Annotated in this window: 16 protein-coding genes and 1 pseudogene; 8 read left to right on the plus strand and 9 right to left on the minus strand. The window is 48.8% G+C overall.

Annotation, left to right across the window (positions count from 1 at the left end):
- Positions 1-44 precede the first annotated feature (44 nt).
- Complete coding sequence (gene xylF, locus AACH44_RS20310; RefSeq protein WP_261849384.1) at positions 45-1,040, minus strand: D-xylose ABC transporter substrate-binding protein; 996 nt, start codon at positions 1,038-1,040, stop codon at positions 45-47.
- Between the two features lie 359 nt (positions 1,041-1,399).
- On the opposite strand from xylF, the gene xylA reads away from it, so the two are divergent.
- Positions 1,400-2,719: a xylose isomerase gene (gene xylA, locus AACH44_RS20315; protein WP_261849334.1), complete on the plus strand. Its 1,320-nt coding sequence runs from the start codon at positions 1,400-1,402 to the stop codon at positions 2,717-2,719.
- 62 nt (positions 2,720-2,781) lie between these two features.
- Positions 2,782-4,239: a xylulokinase gene (gene xylB, locus AACH44_RS20320; RefSeq protein WP_261849335.1), complete on the plus strand. Its 1,458-nt coding sequence runs from the start codon at positions 2,782-2,784 to the stop codon at positions 4,237-4,239.
- 14 nt (positions 4,240-4,253) lie between these two features.
- Here xylB and AACH44_RS20325 read toward each other — a convergent pair whose 3' ends face one another.
- Together AACH44_RS20325 and AACH44_RS20330 are read right to left on the minus strand one after the other, a co-directional pair.
- On the minus strand, positions 4,254-5,246 hold the full coding sequence (locus AACH44_RS20325; RefSeq protein WP_261849336.1) for an acyltransferase: 993 nt from the start codon (positions 5,244-5,246) through the stop codon (positions 4,254-4,256).
- Between the two features lie 282 nt (positions 5,247-5,528).
- A pseudogene (locus AACH44_RS20330) lies at positions 5,529-5,642 on the minus strand (hypothetical protein); the annotation flags it as partial.
- A 246-nt stretch (positions 5,643-5,888) separates the two neighbouring features.
- Between AACH44_RS20330 and fdhD the strand changes: the two are divergent.
- The 3 genes from fdhD to AACH44_RS20345 all read left to right on the plus strand — a co-directional run bounded on the left by fdhD (position 5,889) and on the right by AACH44_RS20345 (position 9,768).
- The gene (fdhD, locus tag AACH44_RS20335; RefSeq protein ID WP_261849337.1) at positions 5,889-6,701 is read left to right on the plus strand and encodes a formate dehydrogenase accessory sulfurtransferase FdhD; all 813 of its coding nucleotides are present in this window, start codon (positions 5,889-5,891) and stop codon (positions 6,699-6,701) included.
- A gap of 217 nt (positions 6,702-6,918) precedes the next feature.
- Positions 6,919-7,545 (plus strand): superoxide dismutase [Mn], encoded by a 627-nt coding sequence (gene sodA, locus AACH44_RS20340; RefSeq protein WP_261849338.1) that lies wholly within the window; start codon positions 6,919-6,921, stop codon positions 7,543-7,545.
- A 330-nt stretch (positions 7,546-7,875) separates the two neighbouring features.
- On the plus strand, positions 7,876-9,768 hold the full coding sequence (locus AACH44_RS20345; protein WP_261849385.1) for a methyl-accepting chemotaxis protein: 1,893 nt from the start codon (positions 7,876-7,878) through the stop codon (positions 9,766-9,768).
- 97 nt (positions 9,769-9,865) lie between these two features.
- Here AACH44_RS20345 and AACH44_RS20350 read toward each other — a convergent pair whose 3' ends face one another.
- From AACH44_RS20350 to AACH44_RS20370, 5 genes are all read right to left on the minus strand, one after another.
- On the minus strand, positions 9,866-10,228 hold the full coding sequence (locus AACH44_RS20350; RefSeq protein WP_261849339.1) for a YibL family ribosome-associated protein: 363 nt from the start codon (positions 10,226-10,228) through the stop codon (positions 9,866-9,868).
- Between the two features lie 137 nt (positions 10,229-10,365).
- Positions 10,366-10,950, minus strand: a complete 585-nt coding sequence (locus AACH44_RS20355) for an MltR family transcriptional regulator (RefSeq protein ID WP_261849386.1) — start codon at positions 10,948-10,950, stop codon at positions 10,366-10,368.
- A 100-nt stretch (positions 10,951-11,050) separates the two neighbouring features.
- Positions 11,051-12,199: a mannitol-1-phosphate 5-dehydrogenase gene (locus tag AACH44_RS20360; protein WP_338659433.1), complete on the minus strand. Its 1,149-nt coding sequence runs from the start codon at positions 12,197-12,199 to the stop codon at positions 11,051-11,053.
- Positions 12,200-12,260: 61 nt separating this feature from the next.
- Positions 12,261-14,168 carry a PTS mannitol transporter subunit IICBA gene (locus tag AACH44_RS20365; protein WP_261849341.1) on the minus strand — a complete coding sequence of 636 codons (1,908 nt, stop codon included), beginning with the start codon at positions 14,166-14,168 and terminating at the stop codon, positions 12,261-12,263.
- Positions 14,169-14,658: 490 nt separating this feature from the next.
- Positions 14,659-15,375, minus strand: a complete 717-nt coding sequence (locus tag AACH44_RS20370; RefSeq protein WP_338659434.1) for a DUF3053 domain-containing protein — start codon at positions 15,373-15,375, stop codon at positions 14,659-14,661.
- Between the two features lie 402 nt (positions 15,376-15,777).
- Between AACH44_RS20370 and AACH44_RS20375 the strand changes: the two genes are divergently transcribed.
- Genes AACH44_RS20375 through AACH44_RS20385 form a run of 3 tightly spaced genes read left to right on the plus strand, consistent with a single transcriptional unit; the run spans position 15,778 to position 18,770 of the window.
- A complete protein-coding gene (locus AACH44_RS20375) occupies positions 15,778-17,157 on the plus strand; it encodes a hypothetical protein (RefSeq protein ID WP_261849343.1) in 1,380 nt (459 codons plus the stop codon).
- Positions 17,158-17,160: 3 nt separating this feature from the next.
- On the plus strand, positions 17,161-17,895 hold the full coding sequence (locus AACH44_RS20380) for an OmpA/MotB family protein (RefSeq protein ID WP_338659435.1): 735 nt from the start codon (positions 17,161-17,163) through the stop codon (positions 17,893-17,895).
- Entirely contained in the window at positions 17,895-18,770 is an 876-nt protein-coding gene (locus AACH44_RS20385; RefSeq protein ID WP_116586314.1) for a hypothetical protein, read from the plus strand. Before AACH44_RS20380 ends, AACH44_RS20385 begins: the two co-directional genes overlap by 1 nt.
- A 57-nt stretch (positions 18,771-18,827) precedes the next feature.
- Here the strand turns inward: AACH44_RS20385 and glyS are convergent, their stop codons facing one another.
- The gene (glyS, locus tag AACH44_RS20390) at positions 18,828-20,897 is read right to left on the minus strand and encodes a glycine--tRNA ligase subunit beta (RefSeq protein WP_338659436.1); all 2,070 of its coding nucleotides are present in this window, start codon (positions 20,895-20,897) and stop codon (positions 18,828-18,830) included.
- Positions 20,898-20,902 lie beyond the last annotated feature (5 nt).

Genomic DNA, 20,902 nt, shown 5'->3' on the forward strand with positions numbered 1-20,902 from the left:
GAGCGTCTTTCCTGCATCCTGAAATCTAGTGGCTACGACGTGCGTTAATACACATCCGCTTTTTTGTGGAAACCATCAGCAATGACGGTGGAATCGATATTGGACTTATCGACGGGAATCGGCGTCAGTAAGAAGGAAGGGATATCTTTCAACCCATTGTTTAACTTAGCGTTAGACTCAGGTGTTTTGCCGGAACCGAGCGACACGGCGATATCTGCGGCATCTTTCGCCAACTTGCTGATCGGCTTATAGACCGTCATGGTCTGTGTTCCAGCGACAATCCGTTTGATCGCCGCCAGATCGGCATCCTGACCGGAAATAGCCACTTTCCCAGCCAATCCCTGTGCGGCAAGTGCCTGAATCGCCCCACCCGCCGTCGCATCGTTCGACGCAACCACCGCGTCAATCTTATTGCTGTTCGCCGTTAGCGCATTTTCCATAATTTTCAGCGCATTCTCTGGTAACCAGGCATCGACCCATTGATCGCCGGCCACTTTGATTTTTCCGCTTTCGATCAGCGGAGTAAGTACTTTCATTTGCCCCTGACGAAACAGCTTCGCGTTATTATCAACGGGTGAACCGCCCATTAAGAAGTAGTTCCCGCTGGGCACCTTATCGACGAGATATTTCGCCTGTAGCTCACCAACCTTTTCATTATCAAATGAAATATAAAAATCCACATCTGCATTATTAATCATGCGATCGTAAGCAAGCACTTTTATTCCTTCACGTTTTGCTTCCGCAATAACATTGCCAAGTACCTGGCCGTTATAAGGAATAATAACTAATACATCGACACCGCGATTGATCATGTTTTCTATTTGAGAAATTTGCGTTGCTTCATTACCGTTTGCTGATTGAACAAAAACATCCGCGCCCTGCTTTTTAGCCTGCTCAACAAAAATATCGCGATCTTTCTGCCAGCGTTCAAGACGCAAATCATCAATCGCCATACCTATTTTAACATCCTTCGCGAATCCGGGCTGACAAGCTAAAGTGAATACGGCACAAGCTGAGAGTAAAAAATGGTTAACTTTCATCATAGCGTACCTTTTTTATTTAAGATGCAGGGCCTAAGACGCCAATACCAATAGCCAGATGAGTATTGTCGCTAAACATTCCCCCATCAATTACAGATTTTTATCCTCCAATTATGTTTTTTGGTTTAATTCCTATTTTTTGATACGAGTCATATTTTATTGTTGAGCGACATGTTCATGTTGTTACTTATTGCGGGGCGCATTCAGAGTAAAATACCGTCATTTTTTGCGACACAGCGCACATTTAATAATTCTCTGAATTTCAGTGTGAAATAACGTAATTGAGGAAACCTTCATCCACTCCGAAAATTAATCCCATTCCCGTCTCTTCCGTCTGGGTGGTTTCTAAGGAGTTAACGATGCAAGCCTATTTTGAACAGATCGAAAAAGTCCGTTATGAAGGTAGCCAAAGCGACAATCCCTTCGCCTTTCGTCACTACAATCCCGATCAGGAAATTCTCGGTAAACGTATGGCGGATCATTTGCGTTTTGCCGTCGCGTATTGGCATACGTTCTGCTGGAACGGTGCGGATATGTTCGGCATCGGCTCTTTTGCCCGGCCGTGGCAACAGTCAGGTGACGCATTGGAGCTGGCGAAGCGCAAGGCTGACATCGCATTCGAATTCTTTCAAAAACTGGGGGTGCCTTACTACTGCTTTCATGACGTCGATGTCGCGCCAGAAGGGAACTCACTGAAAGAGTATCTACATAACTTTGCCGTGATCACCGATGTGCTGGCGGAAAAGCAGCAGGCTAGCGGTGTGAAGCTGTTGTGGGGCACCGCCAACTGTTTCACTCATCCTCGCTATGGTGCAGGCGCAGCCACCAACCCTGACCCTGATGTGTTTGCCTGGGCGGCCACTCAGGTATTCACTGCAATGAACGCCACCCAAAAACTGGGCGGTGAAAACTATGTACTATGGGGCGGGCGCGAAGGGTATGAAACGTTGCTCAACACCGACCTGCGACAGGAACGTGAGCAGATTGGCCGCTTCATGCAGATGGTTGTCGAGCATAAACACAAAATCGGTTTTCAGGGCATGCTGCTCATTGAGCCAAAACCACAGGAACCGACCAAACACCAGTACGATTACGATGTCGCCACTGTTTATGGCTTCCTCAAACAGTTTGGGCTGGAAAAAGAGATTAAAGTCAACGTGGAAGCCAACCACGCAACGCTGGCAGGCCATTCATTCCACCATGAAATCGCCACCGCTGTCGCGCTGGGCGTTTTCGGATCGGTCGATGCGAACCGCGGCGATCCGCAGCTTGGCTGGGACACCGATCAGTTCCCTAACAGCGTGGAAGAGAACGCGCTGATCATGTATGAAATTCTCAAAGCGGGCGGCTTTACGACGGGTGGCTTAAACTTTGACGCCAAAGTTCGCCGTCAGAGCACCGATCGTTATGACCTTTTCCATGCGCATATCGGCGCGATGGATACGATGGCGCTGGCGCTCAAGGCTGCCGCCAGAATGATTGAAGATGATAAGCTCAATCAACTGGTCGCCAAGCGCTATGCAGGCTGGAACGGGGAATTGGGTCAGCAAATCCTGCAAGGGAACGCCTCGCTGGAATCACTTGCCCGCTATGCGGAAAGCCATCAACTGGCGCCACAGCACCAGAGTGGCCAGCAGGAATTGCTGGAAAATCTGGTTAACCGCCACCTATTTGGCTAAAACGGTACGCTCACCTACTGCGACAGATTAAACCCTGTCGCAGAGGCTTATCAGGAGCCACTATGTATATCGGTATTGATCTGGGTACGTCCGGTGTTAAAGCCATCTTGCTGGATGAAAAAGGCGAGGTGGTTGCCAGCCATAGCGCTGCGCTGAGCATTTCTCGTCCGCACCCGCTCTGGTCGGAGCAGGCACCTGAAGACTGGTGGCAAGCAACCGATCGGGCGCTACAGGCGTTGGCGGCAACGCACAATCTTCGCGCCGTGAAAGCTCTGGGGCTGACTGGGCAAATGCACGGTGCCACGTTGTTGGATACCCGCCAGAACGTGCTACGACCCGCGATTCTCTGGAATGACGGACGTAGTGCGGCTCAATGCCGAACGCTGGAACAGTGGGTGCCCACATCACGCCAGATAACCGGAAACCTGATGATGCCAGGTTTTACCGCGCCCAAGCTGAAATGGGTACAAGAAAACGAAAGCGACATCTTCCGCCAAATAGACAAAGTCCTGTTGCCGAAAGACTATCTGCGCTGGCGTCTGACGGGGGAGTTCGCCAGCGATATGTCCGATGCAGCTGGAACCCTCTGGCTGGATGTCGCTAAACGGGACTGGAGCGACACTCTGCTGGAAGCCTGCGTGCTGAGCCGCGAACACATGCCAACACTGTATGAAGGCTGCCAGATTACCGGTTATCTGCGATCTGACATCGCCAACCGCTGGGGTATGGATTCCGTCCCCGTGATTGCAGGTGGAGGAGATAACGCAGCAGGCGCGATTGGCGTCGGGCTGTATCAAACCGGTCAGGCGATGCTGTCCCTCGGCACATCTGGCGTTTACTTCGCCGTTAGCGACGGTTTTCTCAGTAATCCGCAACAGGCTGTCCACAGCTTCTGCCATGCGCTGCCGAATACCTGGCACCTGATGTCCGTCATGTTAAGCGCAGCATCCTGTCTGGATTGGGTCGCTCGCCTGACGCACGCCGAGAGCGTGCCCGCACTGTTGCAGGAAATAGCCTCAACGCCAGCCAACAACACGATAACGCCGGTGTGGTTCTTGCCCTATTTATCCGGTGAGCGCACACCACACAATAACCCCGATGCCAAAGGGGCATTCTGGGGACTGACCCATCAACACGGCCGCCCAGAACTGGCAAAAGCGGTACTGGAAGGTGTGGGATTTGCACTTGCCGATGGAATGGACGCGCTGCATATGACGGGACTAAAGCCCGATAGTATTACGCTGATTGGAGGTGGTGCACGCAGCGCCTACTGGCGGCAAATGCTGGCGGATATCAGCGGCCAAACGCTGGAATACCGCACGGGAGGGGATGTCGGCCCTGCGCTCGGTGCTGCCCGCCTGGCGCAAATCGCCATGCATCCGCATACGCCACTGGCAGAACTCTTGCCACCGCTACCGCTGGAGCAGATTCATCAGCCGAATACCCAGCGCCACACCGACTATGCCGAGCGGAGGCATACATTTAAGGCTCTCTACGAACAGCTTAAACCATTGATGTAAAAACTAATCCGCCGTCAACTTACCCAACGACGCACATCGATTTTCTGTAGCGCCATCGAAAGCAGCAGGCCTGCCACCAGCGCGATGGCGAAGACATAGAAAATATCGAGAACAGGGTGCGACGGCAACGCAACATCATGTGTACGCAGGTAGTGAATAATCAACGCATGAAACCCGTAAATCGCCAGAGAGTGGCGCGAAATCGTGGCAAAGCCCGGTAAAATCCGCTGGCTAAAGTAATGCTTAAACACCACCAGCAGGCTGACCGCAGCCAGAAACACCAACGGGCCACAGTAGATATAAAACGTTGGGGTGAACGTATCGTTCAATAATGTGTGGTGCTTCGTTCCCATCGCAACCAATGCGACACACGCGATGAAGAAGGGGATAGCGGCAAGCGCGACTTTCTTTGGCACATCCAACATGCCCAACGCACGCCCCAGCACGGCATACAGTACGTAGTAAAACGTATCGCCGTAAATATAGAGATTAACAGGCAGTAATTTAAAGCCTTCAAACCCCACACGCCCCGTATTGGGATTAGCGACAACAGCCAATAAGACAATCAAGACAGCCAAATATTTGCCCGATACGGGTTTGACGGTAATCAGTGGGGAGAGCAGATAAATCACGATAATGGCGTAGAAAAACCATAAGTGATAAAAGATCGGTTTTTGCAGCGCATGATGCAATGAGTTCAGGCCATTAATTGGCGTGAGCGTCGCAATATAGATCAGCGCGACCGTACTATAAAAAAGCAGACATAAACCGATACGTAGAAAATGTTTCTTCCCCGCACTGCGTTCACCAAAGAATAAGTAGCCCGAGATCATGAAAAACAGTGGGACACAGACGCGCGAAGCCGAGTTCAGGATATTCGCCACATCCCAATGACCATCGCCCGGCATGCCGCCCGCAGTAATATAATAGGTTGTACTATGGATCAGAACGACCATCATGCAGGCCAGCGCCCGCAGGTTATCAATCCAGCCGATCTTATCCGTCATGTACAACCTCTTGAAAGCAAAGCGCTATTCAAAACAGCGTAGCCGTTGTTAAGCGCTGACACAATCAACTCTCCATCATCAGCGACCAACAACCGGGCAAATCCTCCTGTAAGGACGGCTTAATACGGAAAATGGTGTTGATTTAAGCCATGTGCGCCTACGGTGGCAAGCGCGTAGGGTTTTAACTGTTAGAACAGCCCCATCGGCTTATCAGAATAACTCACCAACAGACACTTGGTCTGCTGATAGTGATCCAGACTCGACCAGCCTGAATACCGCGCCCCACTCCGCTTTTGCCTTGTGCACGGCATTCAACGCATGGTCAATATCTCGCGTTGTCGAACTGGCCACTTCACACATCGGCTGACCCGTTACTGGCGTCAAATTGACAAAATACTGACCCGCATCAGGTGGTGAAAAAAGAGGCAAACAGTAAACCGTTACAGTGAGCTTATACGGGGTAGGGAGTTAGCGACAGGATTCGGCCAGAGAAGAAGGCAACTCTTCGAGTTGACGCACAGTTTCTTTCCTGTTGCAGGAAAAATACACATTGCTATGCGAGCACGCTCGCTGTTCCTGGAGAAAAATTCGCATCCCTTCGGGCACGGTGAAATAATACGTTCAATTTCCAGGGTGACTAACATGCAGGTATTTCAGGTGGAAGAGGTTCATTTAGGCGCAACGCAACATTCGGTCAACCATCCTGATTCGCTACACCAGCCACAGCCTGACTGGCTGGCGGAAGAGGTGCCCATTGCGCTGGTTTATAACGGCATTTCACATGTAGTGATGATGGCGTCACCGAAAGAGTTGGAACAGTTTGCTCTCGGGTTTTCCTTATCTGAAGGTATTATCCAATCACCAGCAGATATCTACGGCATTGATGTACAGCCAGCCTGTAATGGTATTGAAGTGCATATTGAGCTTTCCAGTCGGCGCTTTGCCGGGCTAAAAGAACGACGCAGATCGATGGATGGGCGCACGGGCTGTGGCGTATGTGGCGTAGAGCAGCTTGCGGAAATCGGCAAACCGGTGATGCCCCTGCCCTTCACCCAGACATTTTCCCTCAGCAAGCTTGAAAACGCACTGGTGCGGCTGCGCGATGTACAGAAGATTGGCCAGATGACGGGTTGTACCCATGCCGCCAGTTGGATAGCGTCAGACGGCACGCTGTGCGGCGGCAGTGAAGACGTTGGCCGCCATGTCGCACTGGATAAATTACTTGGCACCCGAGCAAAACAAGGGTGGCAACAGGGTGCGGCACTGGTTTCCAGCCGAGCCAGCTATGAAATGGTACAAAAGTCTGCCATGTGTGGCGTGGAAATCCTGTTTGCGGTCTCAGCAGCTACCTCGCTGGCTGTTGATGTTGCACAACGTTGCAACCTGACGTTGGTGGGGTTTTGTCGACCAGGGCAGGCAACCATTTACACACACCCGCAGCGCCTGAGCGAATAAGGGCAGCGTGAAGTATGACGAGCATAGATTAATTTGTTTTTAGATAATGCAATAACGGCATAACCGTTTGTTATCATGAAGTAAAGCAATAGAGTTCACGACATCAGACCGAGAATAATCATTTTCAATATCATTTAATTAACTATAATGAACGTATTGCTTACGCGGTACTCATAGAACAGTACCGTAACATTTTTTTTACCATGGAGATGCTAAAATGAGTTATTCACTGCCATCGCTGCCATATGCTTATGACGCACTGGAACCGCATTTCGACAAAGAGACGATGGAAATTCACCATTCCAAACACCATCAGGCTTATGTCAATAATGCTAATGCCGCGCTGGAATCTCTGCCTGAGCTGGCTAAATTGTCTGTTGAAGAGCTGATTGCTCAACTGGATAAAGTCCCTGCTGAGAAAAAAGCAGCACTGCGTAACAACGCGGGCGGCCACGCTAACCACAGCCTGTTCTGGAAAGGCCTGAAAGTAGGTACAACGCTGGCTGGCGATCTGAAAGCAGCCATCGAGCGCGATTTCGGTAGCGTTGATGCGTTTAAAGAAAAATTTGAACAAGCCGCTGCAACTCGCTTTGGTTCTGGCTGGGCTTGGCTGGTTCTGAAAGACGACGGCAAACTGGCTGTGGTTTCTACTGCAAACCAGGACAGTCCACTGATGGGTGAAGCCATTTCTGGTACTTCTGGCTACCCAATCGTCGGTCTGGACGTGTGGGAACACGCTTATTACCTGAAATTCCAAAACCGTCGCCCAGATTACGCTAAAGCATTCTGGAACGTGCTGAACTGGGACGAAGCTGCTGCTCGCTTCGCTAGCGCGAAAAAATAAAACGTCTGGGTGCCTGATACGATCAGGTGACTTCTGCGTTTGAATATAAACTGGAATAACAGTCTGTTATTCCAGTTTTTTATTGTACCTACCCTATTTCAAGCCTCATGTATGTAGGCAATACCCGTTCATCTTTGAGCCTCTCCCCAGCAGGCCGCCGCTTACTGGCACGTAAAGTTTCAGAGCAGAATGCCGATATCTACTGCGGGTTTTTATCATGCTGTTTTGCAGGATTGGCTTGGCACGCGGTAATCCGAGATGCTAGCACCGCTAATCAAGTGTGCATCGGGATAGTGAATTTGGCTCAATACGATATAGTGGTGAAATATGATGGCTATAAATTTTGACAATCTAAAAGTCGGTAAAAAATTAGGATTGGGCTTTTTCCTGATCCTGCTGATGACCATGGTAATTGCTGGCGCAGGCATTATGCATGTAAGTTCGCTAAAAGACAGTATTGATAAAGTGAATTTAAGTAACAGCATCAATGATGAGATCAACCAGGCTAAGTATTATCGCGCATTATACGGTGCCAATTATAATCCTGATGATATAAAAAAGAATATTGAGCATATTTCCAATATCAGTAAACTCGCTGAAAAAACAAAAGAATTTAGCTGGCCAGAAAATGATGCAAATAAAATATCGAATATACCTATATTAATCAATGACTATCAGGAAAAACAAAAAAATTATATTAATGCAGTGAATAATAAAGATGCTGTGAGAAAAAGCTGGAATATTTCAACGACGGAAAAACCACTACAACAACTCAACGATCAATTAAAGATAGACAACAATAGCGCTAACCTTCAATTATTACTTTCTGACCTAAACCAAAAACTGATTGCTGTTCGTTACCACGTTCGTGGTTTATTACTCTCAACGGATAAAGAATCCGAAGAAAAGCTGACGGATGCGATCAACGCCGCACAAACGTCATTAACCTTCCTGTATCAGAGCCTGTCTGCTGAACAGCGTGAAACGCTGGCGCCGATTCTGACGATCATGAATAATTATGAAGAACAAGTGTTGGCCTATATGCCCGCCTATCAAGAAGAAATGGCTCAGGCAGGGCAAATGCAAGTTGTTGCCGATCAGTTAAATGCCGTTATTACATCACTGCTTAGCGATCAGTTGGCCGCGTCACAGGCAGACATTCGCAGTGCCAAGCTGCAAATGAGCATCACCGCACTGATTACGCTGTTACTTGGTCTACTGATTTCCTGGTTTATTTCGCGTCAAATCACTACCCCACTGGGTCGCACGCTGAACATGGCTGAAAAAATCGCAACAGGCGATCTTACCATGTCCATCAACACTACCCGTAAAGATGAGCTGGGTCAGTTAATGAGTGCGATGTCGAAAATGAATGACAACCTGCACAATATGATCGATGACATTCGCGTCGGCGTCAGCCAGATTTCTAACGCATCTGGTGAGATCGTCGCAGGCAATACCGATTTATCTTCACGTACCGAGCAACAGGCCGCGGCCGTTGAACAAACCGCCGCCAGCATGGAGCAACTCACCGCTACGGTTAAGCAAAACGCAGACAACGCACACCACGCCAACAAACTGGCCATCAGCGCTTCCCACACCGCGAAACAGGGTGGCGAACAGGTAAATAACGTGGTGCAAACCATGACCGCGATTGAGAACAGCTCCAAACGTATCGCGGAAATTACGTCCGTCATCAACAGCATCGCCTTCCAGACTAACATTCTGGCATTGAACGCCGCGGTAGAAGCCGCCCGTGCTGGTGAGCAAGGCCGTGGCTTTGCCGTTGTCGCCAGCGAAGTTCGTAGTTTGGCTCAGCGCAGTTCTCAGGCCGCGAAGGAAATTGAAGGCCTGATCTCTGAATCGGTTAATCAAGTATCACGCGGTGCGACGCTGGTCGGCAATGCGGGCAAAACCATGAACGATATCGTCACCTCTATCGCGCAGGTGCATGACATCATGGGTGAAATTGCCACCGCATCAGATGAACAAAGCCGGGGAATTACTCAGGTTAACCAGGCAATTGTTGAGATGGACAGCACCACACAGCAGAACGCCGCACTGGTGGAACAATCCTCTGCTGCTGCCGACTCGCTGGAAGAGCAGGCGAGACTGCTGAAGCAGGCCGTGTCCGTCTTCCGCCTGGCCAACGCACAGCATGATGACACGCCGGCCGGCATCGCGTTTAACAACCAAACGCATCGTCTGCACGCACCTCGCTAAGAGTAAAAACAGCAGAGCACTAAAAATGACAAAACCCCTGTTAAGACAGGGGTTTTGTTAAGTAATTCAGTATCCTCTGTCTACGCAGAGAAAGGCCTCAGAACGATTTCGGGGCGTAGCCTGTCATCTCTTTTAAGCCCATTTCGCGCCCGAGTGCGGTCATCGGGTGCACAATGACCAAACCGCGAACGCTCTTCTTCAACGTCCCCATATCAGCCTGCTCTTTTTTCGTAATCGCACGGTTGAAAGGTAGGTTCACTAATTTCTGCGCTTCTTTGCTAAGTTTCTGTTCTCTCACGTTACGCAGGCGCTCAATCTCAGCCGTGAGCTTTTCGCAAGCTTCCAGATTGAGTGCGATGGCTTCGGCATCACCTTGTGCCAGCAGCGTAGTCTGCTTATGCGTCAGCTTATCCAATTGGTCGCTAAGGCGTTTGATCTCTGCTTTTTCCTGCTCTTTCATAAAAGATAACCTATATAACGGGAGAATAATGCGGGGCACAGCATACACTATACGCTAAATAATTCGAGTTGTTGAAAGCCCCGTCAGCTTGAAGTATGACGACTTGGGCTAATGTGGAGTGATGTCGCTGAATGGGGCTAAAATGCCTTTTTCAGACTGATTTGCGCAATCAATGCGGTCAGGGATAAAACCAGTGTGGAACGCACCATCTGCTGGTAACGCTGCTGTTGCATGCTCACCAGAAGCGGGTCGGCAGCTTCTGCTACGGGCGGCAAAGCAGGTTCTGCGGGCAACGCAGCAACGCAGTGCAGCTCGCCGATAGGCCCCAGAATTTCATCATCGGTAAAACGATAATGGCGATCGTCATGCGCCAATTCTTCGCCCAGCGCCATTAATAGTTCCGCATCTTCGTACTCTTTACGGCTGATCATGCCCAAGCCATAAATCAATTTCAGGCGCACGGAAAGGTCGCCCAGTGGCCCCGTTCCCGTCATCAGAGGTTCAACGGCATATTTCACCGCATAGTCATCTTTACGGAACACCTGCAACATCAGGATGCTGACCGCTTCAGCCAGCAATTCAACAGCACAGAGCATAAAATCACGCACTGTCTTCCCTGAGTTCAGCGCTTCCAGAACCCGGTTTTCAAACGCCTGTGTTTCTTCCATCGTCACTTCTCGACCCTTTAAACCCGCACACAGCCTACCCCATCTCGGTAGCATGCTTACCGGCAGGTGTGGCGACATCACATCCCCGACGTCGCCCGTATACCTTTACAGCGGGTCGAAAAGACCACACCTGCCTGGTGACGAGACGCGCCGATTACTGCATGGCGTTATACACATTCACTGCTTGCGCGACAACCTCGCTGTCGGCATCCAGACCAGAAATCTGCACTAGCGCCGCCTGCACACCCTGGGTGTGGATTAACTCAGCCAGCTCCAACGCCTGCGGATCTTGCTCGCTGCGATAATGCATCGCGGCAGCAATGCCAGTAATCAGGTTATCATGCGGCAAATGGTATTCCAGCGTTCCCAGCAGCGGCTTGATCAGACGGTCTCCTGCACTCAGCTTACGCAGCGGCTGACGGCCAACGCGATCCACATCATCATGCAGATGGGGGTTTTCAAAGCGGCTGAGAATCTTGTTGATATAGGCAGCGTGCTTATCCGCATCAAAACCGTAGCGCTTGATGAGTACCGCACCGCTCTCTTCCATGGCCCCTTTGACCACAGCTCTGACCTTCGGATCGAGAATCGCATCGCGGATCGTTTGATGGCGCGCCTGCCGACCGAGGTAGGCCGTAATCGCATGACCTGTGTTCAACGTGAACAGCTTACGCTCGACAAACGCCATCAGATTGTCAGTCAGTTCCATACCGGGAATCGCTGGCGGTTCACCGCAAAACTGGGTTTTATCGACAATCCACTCACTGAAGGTTTCTACCGTTACCGCCAGCACATCATCGCTACCCGCTTCGGAAGGCGGTACGATGCGATCCACGGCGGAATCGACGAATCCCACATGCTCAACCACCCATTCCTGATGGCCTTCCGGCAGCAGTTTCAACACATGTTGTTTTAACTGGCTGGTACCACGCACCATATTTTCACAAGCAATAATGTTCAACGGCCGGGTGTTACCGTCGTCATGACGCTTAACCAGCCCCTGAGCGATAGTTCCGGCGATTTTTTCCAGAATCTGCGGCCCCACTGCGGTCGTCACCAGATCGGCCACAGCAATAAGCGCGACAGCATCCTGACTGCCGCTGTGAACAGCGCTAACGTTGCTGACGGTATCAAGGCGCGTGTTATCACCGACAATCCGCACCGTGTAGCTTGTACGGCTGTTCAGAGCATCCAACAGCGGCTGATTGACGTCAGCAAATGTCAGTTCGACGTTGGCATCTGCCAACAATTTACCAATAAATCCACGGCCAATATTACCCGCGCCAAAATGTAATGCTTTCATGAGACATAACCTTAAAAAAACATAAAAAGAGGCCGCCCGAAGGCGGCACAAGCCACGTCAATTAGGCACTCTTTTTACCGGAGAGTAAGTCGAGGACTTCCTGAACATCCTGGGTGTGTGCCAGACGTTCAATAACGGCATCATCATCCAGCGCGTTGGTCAGGCTGGTGATGACCTGAATATGTTCGTTGTTGCGAGCAGCAATCCCAATAACCAGACGTGCAACCTCGTCTTCTTCATCGCCAAAGCGAACGCCTTCAGGATATTGGCAGAAAACAACGCCTGTTTTCAGCACGCGGTCTTTCGCTTCAATCGTACCGTGCGGCACGGCAATCGATTCGCCCAGATAGGTGGAAGTCAGTTTTTCACGTTCCAGCATCGCCTCAACATACGCAGGCTCGACATAGCCGCCTTTCACCAGTTGCTCACCGGCGAAACGAATTGCCTGCTCTTTGTCTGTCGCATGCTGATTCAGGAACACATTGCCAGCACCCAGTTGGAACAGGTTAGTCGGCGTGTCAGCTACAGCGGGTGCAGGCGTTGTTACGGCTTCAGGCTGCGCAGTACCCTGTGCTGCCACCAGACGAGCCGCCAGATCGCTATACAGACCGCTATCCAGGAAGTTGGTCAGAGAAATGTGCTGTGCCTGTGGCGCGTGGCGCATCGCACGCTCAGTCAGATCGCGGTGCGTAATGACCAGATCAACATCGTCCGGCAGGCTATTGATCGCGCTGTTGGTCACCGAAATATTGGTCAGCCCGGCATCCTGAACTTTCTTACGCAGCACACCAGCCCCCATCGCGCTGGAACCCATACCGGCGTCACACGCTACGATGATTTTACGCACGGTGCTCATATCACCACTGACACCGACGTTAGTCGCCGTGCCTTTAGAGGACGTTTTCATTTCCTGCACGCGACGTGTTGCCTCGCTCAGGTCTTCCTCTTTTTGCTTGGTGCTTTTCAGTAGAATTGCCGACACGATGAAGGACACCGCAAAAGCCGCTGCAATCGCGGCCAGGTTAGCGAAGTAAGCGCCTTTTGGCGTCATCGCCAATACCGCCAGAATCGAGCCTGGAGACGCTGGAGAAACCAGACCACCGCCCAGCACGCTCAGCGTAAACACACCAGTCATCCCGCCCAGAATTACCGCGATAATCAGACGCGGGTTCATCAGCACGTAAGGGAAGTAGATTTCGTGAATCCCGCCCAGGAAGTGGATAATCGCCGCACCCGGGGCTGATTCTTTCGCGTTACCACGACCGAAGAACATATAAGCCATCAGCACGCCCATTCCCGGGCCTGGGTTCGCTTCGATCAGGAAGAAAATAGATTTGCCAGTTTCCGTCGCCTGCTGAATCCCCAGCGGTGAGAAGATACCGTGGTTGATGGCATTGTTCAGGAATAGAATTTTCGCAGGTTCAACGAAGATGGACGTAAACGGCAAGAGGTTGTTCTGAACCATCAGGTTAACGCCGGAAGCCAGCACCTGAGAGAAGACTTCAACCAGTGGACCAATTGCCAAAAACGAAAGAATTGCCAACAACATACCAATAATACCGGCAGAGAAGTTGTTGACCAGCATTTCAAAGCCGCTCTTGATTTTACCGTCGACTATGCGGTCAAAACGCTTGATCACCCAGCCACCCAACGGACCGACTATCATGGCGCCGAGGAACATCGGGATATCAGTCCCGACGATCACCCCCATCGTCGTAATGGCACCCACCACACCACCACGCTCACCGAATACCAGACGTCCGCCGGTATAACCAATCAATAATGGCAGCAAATACGTGATCATCGGATCGACAAGTTTCGCCAACGTATCATTGGGGATCCAGCCGGTGGGGATAAACAGTGCGGTAATGATACCCCAAGCGATAAATGCGCCAATATTGGGCATCACCATATTGCTGAGGAAGCGACCAAAGTTTTGCACTTTGATCTTAATATCTGGTGAAAGCATAAAAACACACCCCTATTGAAACGCGCTGACAATAAGAGCGCGTGGTAATTATCGTGAGACGGCGTGGCAACGTGTATTAGTCGCAGCGATGGTGCAACACCGACAGCTTTATTTTTACCGAGATATCGACGGTTACCGAAAGCTCAGCTGTTATAAAAACACCGCTTGCCACAAAAATATTTCCGTCATTATTACTGTATGCAGCGCGGACTCTAACACGCTGTTTTCATACCGCAACCTCATGGCAGGAACGTGACAAAAATCACACAACCACCCTACATCAACGATACAAATAGGTGATTTACTTCACAAAAAACCGTTAAAAATGAAAAACTAAACAGATTTTCAGACAAATACAGCACCCAATATGTGATTTGCATCACATTTTATGGTGCTATGTTTGTTTTGTTTATGTGATGAGAATCACAATTTATTTTCCCCTTCGGTCTGCCAACCCCCTCTTATCCAGAATCGACTCGCCAAGAGGTTATTAGGGATAATTCACGCCATTTACTCCTCTGAGCGCATTCATTACATTCTGCTGCTGCACAGGTAATGCCGCCACCATACTGTTATATTGCACCGCCTGCTGTGCCGTACGGAATTGGACAGATGCGCCGTTAAATACGGCCTGATCGCCCTGAGCCTGAAGGAAATCGCCAACCTGAATCAGGCTTTGTGCAAACGACGTGGCGCTAGGAATAACAGGTAACAACGCATTACTCGGCTGTATTACCGTGCTCGCATAGAGTCGCTCATAAGGAATTTGCACCTCTTCGGGCTGCTTTAACGCGCGGTGGGCATTGTCAGCCTGCGCTTTTGCCGCCTGAATATGCTGCGCCAACAGGCTCATGGTTCCGACTGATTGCCTGAGCGCATCACGCTGCGTCAGATAGTCTTTAGGGACGCGAATTCGAGAAACTTGCCCCAGCATCGGCGTCAAACTGCCGGACACAGCTTGATGAAATTGCTGAGAAAAGGTGGTTAAGATCGCATAATCGTTGGCAAAATTGCCAAAATTCTTCTTCTGCTCTTCCGTCAATGTCGGCAGTTTCCCATCCTGCTGCGACTGTACGCTTTGCAGGAACGCAACGAATGCCTTCCGCTGATCGGCTTCGCTGTCACCACAGGCAGCCAACTGCAATGCCGCTAAAATAACCAGAACTGGCAGCAGCCAGCGTGAACGGTACGTCATCAGCCTTCTCATTCCCTACTCCTGTTATGCTTACTGCCCCGCCAGCCGTGCTTTACTCAGACAGAAACACGCTGGCGACGGATTTTCCATGACAAGATTTTCTACGATATAAGCATAGTCGAATCGGACTGGCTGTGTAGAAAAAGGCCAGTCTCGACGGTCAAAAGAAAGAAAAGCCAGTATGGTTATTGTTTAATCAGAAACATATTATTAAAATTGCGTTTCATCCCGCATTTTTATCCGAATAAAAGGAACGCCCAAAAGGTGAGGTTACTCGACAATATGAAAAAATAGATTTCAAAACAAAATTATTACCAAGGTAATGAATATACGACCTTAAATAAAAAGTGATTCTTTTAGCACGATAGCTTCATTTTTATCTTATTTTTAACAAACGGACGATTTGACTACTCTATGCTTAATATATTACCACTTGAAACATGGCTTTTTATTGCTGTGATCCTTGCCTACTTCATCTATAGCAATCAGAATTTTACCGAGAAGAAAGCTCATGAGTCGCCAGGAATCCTCATTACTATAGGAATATTGGCAACTTTTCTGGGCATTGCATTAGGCCTAGCATCATTCGATATGAATGATGTGGAAAATAGCCTACCAAAGCTGATTAATGGTATAAAAACCGCATTTTGGGCCTCTGTTGCGGGTGTGGCTTGTGCATTAATGACAAAATGGCGCTATGCATTCCGTGGTGTAAGAACAAAAAGCAACCAACCAACACCCACTGATTCCACAATTGACGATATTGTCCAACATCTACAGAGCTCTACAGAATCAATTCACCGATTGCATTATGCTATCGCAGGAAATGAAGACGCATCTTTGCTGACACAGTTAAAATTAATGCGCGGAGATCAAAACGATAAGCTAACCAATATTCATAATGCATTCACTGAGTTTGCAAAAAATCAAACTGAAAACAACTCAAAAGCATTAATTGAAGCATTAAAAGAAGTTATTCATGATTTTAATGAGAAAATTGGTGAACAATTTGGCGACAATTTCAAACAGCTAAATGAAGCTGTTGGTAAAATAAATGAATGGCAACAACAATACAGCCTACAAACACGAGAGATGATTGTTCAACAAACTCAAACAACAGCGAATATGCAGAAAGCGACCCAATCCTTTACCGAAGTCCTGACACAGTCAGAATCATTTACTCAGGTTGCAAAAGATATTCATCAAACGATTGGGACTATATCTAGTTTAGAGAAAGGTATAGAAGAAAATTTAAAACAACTAGCTGAATTAATTGAATCTTCAAAAACAGGTATCCCTGAAATAGAAAAAGGAATCATGGCTATCATAGAGGATGTGAGGAACGGAGCTACAGCCTCCGCCACAGCCATTGAAAATAGTGTTTATACTGTAACGCAAACATTGGAATCATCCACAGCCGATTTTAGCAACCAGATGATAGGTAGTTCAAAAACAATGTTTGATGCTATAAGAAACCAAAATCAGGAAATGCAAAAATCTGTGCAGCAAACAGGCACAGAGCTACAAGAGCAGATAACACGCCTTTCTCAAGATCTCACTAAATATATGCAGAAACACAATGAAGATGTCACAAATAATATTGTCGAGCTGAATAAAAAAACAGAGCAACAGGTTCAAACATTAGATGCAGCTCTAGCGGCTGCGTTGAAGAAATCTCTCGATAGTCTCGGCCAACAATTAGGGGCGCTGTCTTCTAAATTTGTACAGGATTACGATCCGCTAACAGAAAAGCTAAGAGACGTAGTACGCCTATCCGAGAATTTAAGGGGATAGAAGATGAATAATCCATTACTGACTCGCCCAAAAGTAGATAAAGAGGATTTTTGGATCAGTCTGAGTGATTTAATGACCTCTCTAATGATGATCTTTTTACTTATTTCCGTTGTCTATATGATAAAAGTACAGGAGATGGTTAAGATCCCATCTGTATATAGAAATACCTTACAGGGGCTTGGTCAAGCCTTACAGCACGAATTCAAGGACGATCTAAAACGCTGGCATGCAACAATCGACGAAGATCTAACAGTACGATTCCAAGAGCCAAATATTTTATTTACGACCAGTTCCTCTGAGCTAAAGCCGGAATTTAAAAGTATCTTAGATGAATTTATCCCTCGCTACCTTAGTATTATGACTGATAAAAAATATATCAATAATATTGAGGAAATACGCATTGAGGGACATACATCAACGATGTGGCGAACTGGTGTAAGTGAAAATGATGCTTATTTTCATAACATGGAACTGTCTCAGTCAAGAACTCGGACAACTCTGTCATATATTATGAATATGCCCGCAGTTTCAGGCTCTAAAAGTACCTTAAGTTGGTTTAAAAATCACGTTCGCGCCATTGGATTTTCTTCAGCAAAGCCCATTGATAAAGAAGGGAAAACGATCACATCCCCAGAGCAGATTGAAGATAGTGCGCGTTCTCAACGAGTAGAATTTCGTGTCAGGACGAATGTTGAACGCCAAGTAGCCAATATTGTAGAAAAAGGGAGTAAAATATAATGGATTCGTTTCTCGTCTCTCAACTTCCCAATTTTCTTGAATCGCCAATTTTCAATAAGCTACGTAAGGAAATGAAAGCGGAGATTATCCCACCAATCGCTGATATAAAAATGGACGCACTTGTTCTTGATAAAATACTTTCAACAACAGGGAAAGACATTGATATATTAGAAATAGAAATTAATAGTGACAACACGATTAATTATAAAGATAAACGCGTTATTCTTCATATAAGAGATGTTGCATCTTATGGTGGGAGTATGAGTTTGCCAAAATATCACTTGGCAAACTGTAAAACATTACAAAGAATGTGGGAAAATAATAAAAGTGGAAGATACGTTGCAGCCACCCGCAGTGATGGTCTTTTTACAATAAAATCACAGAATACTGAAAAAACAGAGTGGATCACTAGAGAGGAAAGTTTAGATGTATGTAAATTTTGTCTCGAAACATTAAATTGGAAAAACTACTCTAGAAAATATCAGGATAGAGAAAATATTTTTTCTACTTTTGATCTAAGAGAATTTTTTAGCGTTTATCCAAATTCAGCAACGACGTACAATACCGAGCATAATGACGTTACCGCTCCGATTAATGATTACTCCAAAGATTTCCAGATAATATCAAAACAATATCGAGAGTCAGTTAATTGGCAATGTGCAATTTGCAAAATAATTCTTGAACGTAAAGATTTAAATAAATTTTTACATGTCCACCACCGCGATGGACAAAAAAATAATAATAACAGAAACAATTTACAAGCACTTTGCATTGAATGTCATTCAAATCAAGACAATCACGGCCATATGAAAAATAATCCCCAACTAACATCATTCATTCAAATAAAAGGTGACATGGCCTTCGCTGCAAGCTAAACATCTTTCCCCGAGCTCGTTTCCAACCCGGGGAAAGATTACGTAACGCTATCACCGTTATTGCAGGACGGAAATATCCGCAACCTGCAAGAACAGTTCGCGCAGTTGGCTCAGTAGCGTCAGGCGGTTCACACGCACCTGCTCATCTTCCGCCATGACCATCACCTGATCGAAGAACGCATCGACAGGTTCACGCAGTGAGGACAGCTCAACCAGCGCTTCCTGATAGCGACCTTCAGCGAACAGCGGCGCCAGTTTGTCGCGCAGCACGACAAGGTGCGTTGCCAGCGTAATTTCCGCCGCGTCTTTCAATACGGCAGCATTGACGCTCTCGTTCAGCGTATCGGTAGACTTCGCCAGAATGTTGGAAACGCGCTTGTTAGCCGCTGCCAGCGCCGCTGCGGCATCCAGCGAACGGAAGTGGCTGACGGCTTTGACGCGGGCATCGAAATCAGCCGGGCGGGTAGGACGACGCGCCAATACCGCCTGAATGGTATCCACGCTGTGGCCTTCTTCCTGATACCACGCGCGGAAGCGGCCGAGCATGAACTCAATCACGTCATCCACCACCTTGGCGTTAGACAGCTTATCGCCATACAAACGCACCGCTTCTTCGGTCAGCGTCTGCAAATCGAGCGGCAGACGTTTCTCGACGATGATGCGCAACACACCGAGGGCGGCACGACGTAGCGCAAATGGGTCTTTGTCACCTTTCGGGTGTTGCCCGATGCCAAAAATCCCTGCCAGCGAATCCATCTTGTCGGCAATTGCTAGCGCGCACGCCACCGCAGAAGACGGCAGTTCGTCACCCGCAAAGCGCGGCTGATATTGCTCATTCAACGCAACGGCAACATCTTCCGCTTCGCCATCATGACGCGCATAGTGCATCCCCATCACGCCCTGCGTGTCAGTGAATTCGAACACCATGTTGGTCATCAGGTCACATTTAGACAGCAGACCCGCGCGCGTCGCGTGATTCACATCAGCACCAATCTGACCAGCAACCCAGCCTGCCAGTGCTTGAATACGGTCAGTTTTGTCGCGCAATGAACCCAACTGCTGTTGGAACAAGACGGTTTCCAGACGCGGCAGATGATCTTCCAGACGTTTCTTTCGGTCGGTATTGAAGAAGAACTCGGCATCCGCCAAACGCGGGCGCACCACCTTTTCGTTACCGGAAATAATCTGCTGCGGATCTTTGGATTCAATATTGGCAACAAAGATGAAGTTTGGCAGCAGATTGCCGCTGTTGTCATAAACCGGGAAGTACTTTTGGTCACCTTTCATGGTGTAAACCAGCGCTTCAGACGGCACAGCGAGGAATTTTTCTTCAAATTTCGCGGTCAGCACCACTGGCCATTCCACCAGCGAGGTAACTTCTTCCAGCAGGCTGTCGCTCAGATCGGCATTGCCGCCAATCTTGCGTGCGGCTTCTTCTGCATCGGCTTTGATTTTGGCTTTACGCGCATCGTAGTCGGCAACGACTTTACCGCGCTCCAGCAGAATCTGCGGATACTGTTCCGCGTTATCGATCGTAAATTCAGCTTCACCCATAAAACGGTGACCGCGAATAGTACGAGCGGAATCGATACCCAATACCTTACCGGGGATCAGTTCTTCACCCAGCAGCATCGTTACGGTGTGCACCGGACGCACAAACTGCGTTTCTTTGTCGCTCCAGCGCATCAATTTTGGAATCGGCAGCTTTGATAATGCAATGCTGACCATGCCAGCCAGCAGCGCCTGCGCCTGTTCGCCTTTCGCGTGGGCGCGATACAGCAGCCATTCGCCTTTGTCGGTAGTCAAACGTTCAGCTTGCTCAACGGTGATACCACAGCCACGCGCCCAGCCTTCTGCTGCTTTGGTCGGTTTGCCTTCAGCATCAAACGCTTGTGAAATCGCCGGACCACGTTTTTCTACTTCACGATCGGGCTGAGACGCGCTTAAGCGTGCCACTTTCAGCGCCAGACGGCGCGGCGCGGCAAACCAGCTTACGTCACCGTGTGCCAGATTGGCGGCATCCAGCTCCGCCGTGAAATTCGCGGCAAAGGATTCTGCCAGATTACGGAGAGCCTTCGGCGGCAGCTCTTCCGTGCCAATTTCCACCAGAAAAGTCTTGTCAGTCATCGCTG

Source organism: Pectobacterium araliae (assembly GCF_037076465.1).
In the GTDB taxonomy this organism is placed as follows: domain Bacteria; phylum Pseudomonadota; class Gammaproteobacteria; order Enterobacterales; family Enterobacteriaceae; genus Pectobacterium; species Pectobacterium araliae.